The sequence below is a fragment of the Acidovorax facilis genome (assembly GCF_023913775.1).
GTDB lineage: Bacteria > Pseudomonadota > Gammaproteobacteria > Burkholderiales > Burkholderiaceae_C > Acidovorax > Acidovorax facilis.
Genome location: NZ_JAMXAX010000219.1, coordinates 1 through 4,759, shown reverse-complemented (window position 1 = coordinate 4,759; position 4,759 = coordinate 1). Strand labels below are relative to the sequence as shown.

At 65.1% G+C, this 4,759-nt stretch carries 4 protein-coding genes; 2 read left to right on the top strand and 2 right to left on the bottom strand.

Annotated features, from left to right (window positions below):
- Positions 1-144 precede the first annotated feature (144 nt).
- The gene (locus NFX52_RS29305) at positions 145-1,554 is read right to left on the bottom strand and encodes a DUF2130 domain-containing protein (RefSeq protein ID WP_055402996.1); all 1,410 of its coding nucleotides are present in this window, start codon (positions 1,552-1,554) and stop codon (positions 145-147) included.
- 73 nt (positions 1,555-1,627) lie between these two features.
- A complete protein-coding gene (locus tag NFX52_RS29300) occupies positions 1,628-2,548 on the bottom strand; it encodes a LysR family transcriptional regulator (protein ID WP_055403001.1) in 921 nt (306 codons plus the stop codon).
- 116 nt (positions 2,549-2,664) lie between these two features.
- On the opposite strand from NFX52_RS29300, the gene NFX52_RS29295 reads away from it, so the two are divergent.
- Both NFX52_RS29295 and NFX52_RS29290 read left to right on the top strand, forming a co-directional pair.
- Positions 2,665-3,501, top strand: coding sequence for a pirin family protein (locus NFX52_RS29295; protein ID WP_055402997.1), 837 nt, complete (start codon positions 2,665-2,667; stop codon positions 3,499-3,501).
- Positions 3,502-3,583: 82 nt separating this feature from the next.
- The gene (locus NFX52_RS29290; protein ID WP_055402999.1) at positions 3,584-4,228 is read left to right on the top strand and encodes an NADPH-dependent F420 reductase; all 645 of its coding nucleotides are present in this window, start codon (positions 3,584-3,586) and stop codon (positions 4,226-4,228) included.
- Positions 4,229-4,759 lie beyond the last annotated feature (531 nt).

Sequence of the window (4,759 nt, the reverse complement as noted above, 5' to 3'; positions counted from 1 at the left end):
TGGAAATCGGGCCTCAAGGCCCTGCGAACGGCCCAAATGGGCGGCGCAAGAGGCCACAAAATCCAAAAAATGGCGTCTTCCGCGTTCGCGCGGGAAATTTCGAGGGCTTGTTCAGCGTAGCCTTAGCGCCGCGATGCTCTTGCATCACTCCCCGTCCAAAATCCCCACCTGCTTGAGCTCTGCAAACTTGGCCGCCATCGTCGGGTTGCCGCGGGTCAGCTTCTTGATCGTGAGGTCTTCGGCCTTGTCGTTGGCCAGGCGCAGGTTGTTGGCCGACTTGTGCAGCGCCTCCTTCGTCTTCTCCAGGTCCTTGATGGCCTCGTCAATGCGCCGCACGGCCTCCTCAAACCCGTCTGACGCCAGGCGCCAGTTGCGCCCAAATGCCGTCTTGAACTCGTCCAGCTGGGTCTCGAACTTGGTGATGTCCAGGTTCTGCGCCTTCACCAGCGCCAGCTCCGACTTGTACTGCAGCGACTTCATCGCAGCGTTGCGCAGCAGCGTGATGATGGGGATGAAGAACTGCGGCCGCACCACGTACATCTTGGGGTAGCGGTAGAACATGTCCACGATGCCGGTGTTGTACAGCTCGCTCTCAGGCTCCAGCAACGACACCAGCACCGCGTACTCGCAGCCCTTTTCAGTGCGGTCCTTGTCCAGCTCTTTCAAGAAATCTTCATTGCGCTTCTTCGTGGCCGTCTCGTCGCTCTCGTTCTTCATCTCGAACATGATCGAGACGATCTCGTTGCCCGCCTCGTCCGCATCGCGAAAGATGTAGTCGCCCTTGCTGCCGCTGCGCGCGTCGTTGTCCTTCTCAAAGTAGGCGCGGGGAAACGCCGTGGCGCGGATGCGGTTGAACTCCGTCTCGCAGTGCTGCTCCAGCGTCTCGCCCACCATCTTGGTCGAAAGGCGCGCCTTCATGTCCCGCAGCCGCGCAATCTCGCCGTCGCGGTCGCGCAGCTGCAGGGCGAACTGCTCCTTGATGGCGGTCTCCTCCAGCTGCTTTTTCACCACCACCAGGTTCAGGTCGTTCTTGAGCTCGTCGCGCTCCCGCGCCACCACCGTGACTGCCTCGGTCACCGCCAGCCTACGCGCGACCTCGGCAGCGTCCAGTTGTGATTTGAGCTGCTGTATCTCGGCGTCCTTTTGGGCGGCCACGCCCTGCAGCTGCTGCGCCAGCCGTGCTTGTGCCAACTGGTCCGCTGCCTGATGCGCCTGCCGCGCACGCTCCAGCTCATTCGCCAGCGCATCGCGCTGCTTTTCTACCGCGCTCAGGGCGTGCGCCACCGCCAGGTCGCGCTCCACCGCGCCCGCATCCAACTGCGCCTTCAGGGCTTGGATCTGTGCATCCTTGGCGGCTGCCGCTTTCTGCAACTCATTGGCCACCTGGGCTTGCGCCAGCGCCACCGCATTGCGCTTGTCCTGCTCGGCAAGCTCCAGCCGCTCGTGCAACTGCGCATGGAAATCTGCGTCGCGCACCTGCTTGAGGATATCTGCGTAGCCGGTCTCGTCCACCTTGAAGGCCTTGTTGCAGTGGGGGCAGATGATGTCGTGCATGGCGGTCACCGTGTGTCGTGTTGCGTTGGTGGGGGAGCATAGCGGGCAGGAGCATGAGCGGATTCATGCTGCATCAGCCGCAGGTCTGCGGCGGCAGTTCCTGCATCGCGCCCATCTTGCCGATTACCAGGTCCATGAAGGCAGACACCGCCAAGGGCAGGTAGCGCCGGCTGGGGTACACCATGTGCACGCCGTGGCCCTGCCGGTGGTACTGCGGGAGCACGGGCACCAGCAGGCCCGCGCGCAGATCGCGCTGGGTTAGCGTGGAGGGCAGCAGTGCAATGCCCAGGCCCGCCAGCGCGGCCTTGCGCAAGGCCTGCGCCGTGTTGCCACTGAAACGGCCCGCCACCTGCACCTCGGCCTGCGCTCCATCCGGTCCCGTCACGCGCCAGGTGGCCTTGCCGCTGGGGTGGCTGAACACCAGGCAGTCGTGGCCTGCCAGGTCTTGCAGCGTGTCCGGCACGCCCTGGCGGGCCACGTAGGCCGGGCTGGCCACCAGGCCGTCGTTGCCCGCATCCAGCACCTTGCGGGCAAAAAGACTTGAGTCCTCCAGGATGCCGCCCCGAAGGGCCACATCAATCCGGTCTGCAATCAGGTCGGCGCGCCCGTCGCTCAGTACAAAGTCCACCCGCACCTTGGGGTGCGCTGCCAGAAACTCGGTGAGCCACTCCATCGCAAAGAAATCAAAAAAATCGGCCGGTGCCGCCACCCGCACCAGGCCACTGGGCTCCTGGTTCACCGCCAGCAACTCCTCGCCCGCATCCATCAGCCCCTCTACCGCGCCGCTGCAGCGCTCCAGAAACACCTGGCCCGCGCTGGTAAGCGTGAGATGGCGGGTAGAGCGCTGCATCAGCCGGGTGCCCAGCTGCGCTTCCAGCTGCTGCACCCGGCGGCTCAGGGTGTTGGGCGGCACGCCCAGGCGGCGCGCGGCCTCGGCAAAGCTGCCACAGCGCACCACCTGCACAAAGATGGCCACGTCGTTCAGATCCAGCATGGTCGTGCTCATTCATTCAATTAATGGACGAGTTCAATCATATTGCACCATCTAGTCAATCAATCGATGAATTTTTAAGCTACAGGCATCAGTTCAACACCTCCAAGGTTCTCTTGATGTCTGCACCCGCCACAGCCCCCCGCGCCATCGCCCACCGCACCCGTGGCACCGCGCACGGCCCCATCACCCGTCTCATGAGCCCCGGGGACCTGGGCCAGGTGCTCAAGCCCTTCATCTTTTTGGACCTGGTCCACTTTCAGCCGGGTGCCGCGCAGCGGGGCTTTGGCATGCACCCCCACTCGGGGATCGCCACCGTCACGTTCTTGTCGGAAGGCGATGTGCGCTACGAAGACAGCACCGGCCAAGCGGGCCTGCTGCCTGCGGGCGGTGTGGAATGGATGCGGGCGGGCAACGGCGTATGGCACACCGGCGCCCCCGTGGGCGACACGCCGGGCCGGGGCTTTCAGCTGTGGGTGGCCCTGCCCGCCGCGCTGGAAAACGCCCCCGCCCAGAGCCAGTACCTGGCCCCCGAACTGGTGCCCCAGGTCGGCCCGGTGCGGGTGCTGCTGGGCGAGTACGGCGCAGCGCACAGCCCGGTGGCGGCGCCCGAGGGCATGACCTATCTGGCCGTGCAGTTGGCCCAAGGTGCGCGCTGGACCTACACCCCGCCCCCCGGCCACACCGTGGCATGGGCAGCAGTGGCCACCGGCGCGCTGACGGCAGGCGAAGCCATTGACGCTGGCGAGCTGGTGGCGTTTGAGCCCAGCAGCCAGAGCATCGACTTTGTGGCCCCCCAGGCCACCAGCTTTGTGCTGGGCTCTGCCGTGCCGCACCCGCACGACCTTGTCATGGGCCGCTACTCGGTGCACACCAGCCCGGCCGCACTGGCACAGGGCGCCACAGAAATCCGGCGCATTGCCACGCAACTGCGCCAGGCCGGGCGGCTCGGGTAGTCGTCTAGCCCTTCCATCACGCTTTCTCACCTCACCCCTTCCACCTCACTTCAACCCACTTCATTTCAACAAGGAAAACATCATGAACATCGGCATCATCGGTTCTGGCGCTCTCGGCTCCAACGTGGCCCGCGCATTGGCCAACAAGGGCCTGTCGGCCACCCTCTCCACCCGGCGCGGTCCGGAATCATTGGCCGCGCTGGTGGCCGAACTGGGCCCCACCATCAAGGCGGGCACTGTGGCAGAGGCCGCAGCCGCAGACATCGTGCTCATCGCCGTGCGCTGGGAAGACCTGGGCCAGGCCCTGGGCCCCCTGCCCGCCTGGAACGGCCGCATCGTCATCGACGGCACCAACCCCGTGGCGTTTCTGGACCCCAACTCGCCCGACGCCCAAGACCCCACCAACCCGCTGGCGGCCTACGGCATCAAGGCCATCGACCTGGGCGGGCGCTCGTCCAGCGAAGTGTTCAGCGAATTCGTGCCCGGCGCCCGCGTGGTCAAGGCGTTCAACCACCTGGATGTGAACGTGCTGGCCCAGCCCCAAGTGTCTGGCGGCCAGCGCGCCATGTTCTACGCAGGCGACGATGCCGCAGCCAAGGCCGAAGTGCGCAAGGTGCTGGACGCCATCGGCTACTTCCCGGTGGACCTGGGCCCGCTGGCGGTGGGCGGGCGCTTGTCGGAGCTGCCGTTTGGAGCGTTGTCGAGCACGCAGTTCATCAAGATTTGAGCGGGGTGCCTGCCCAGGCACTTTCAGGGCCCCAGGTGCCCCTTGTCTAGCCCAAGGTACCTGGGGTCTAGGCATTTATTGCATGCGCTGGTCACCGCCGAATTGGTATCCATGGAGGAGGTGTCGGGGCAGACTCCCTCAGCCCCGTGGGTGTGGCGCTGTGAGAACTTGGGTTTTGGATCGCTGGATGACAACACGCTGGAGGTGGCGCTGATCGCGATGGACACTGAATACCAGCGGGAAGATGATCGAGATCATTGGCCATGTGGATGCGTTGAAGGAGCGGATTTAGGCGCAGATCAGGGTTAAATTGCACCGCATGCCTACCACCCCTGCTTCTGCACACATCGCCGCCCCGGCATCCCTCATCGATTCACCCCAAGCCGCCTGGCGACTGCTGACCACCCTAGGAGGCCGTCGGACTTGAGCCGCGCGGGTCTATTGCGTCGACCCCGCAGCGCCGTTCGCGGCGGCGCGAGGCGGAGTCTGCCTTTTCGACTCGGCTGAGACCGCTGCGAGTCGCCCAAGACC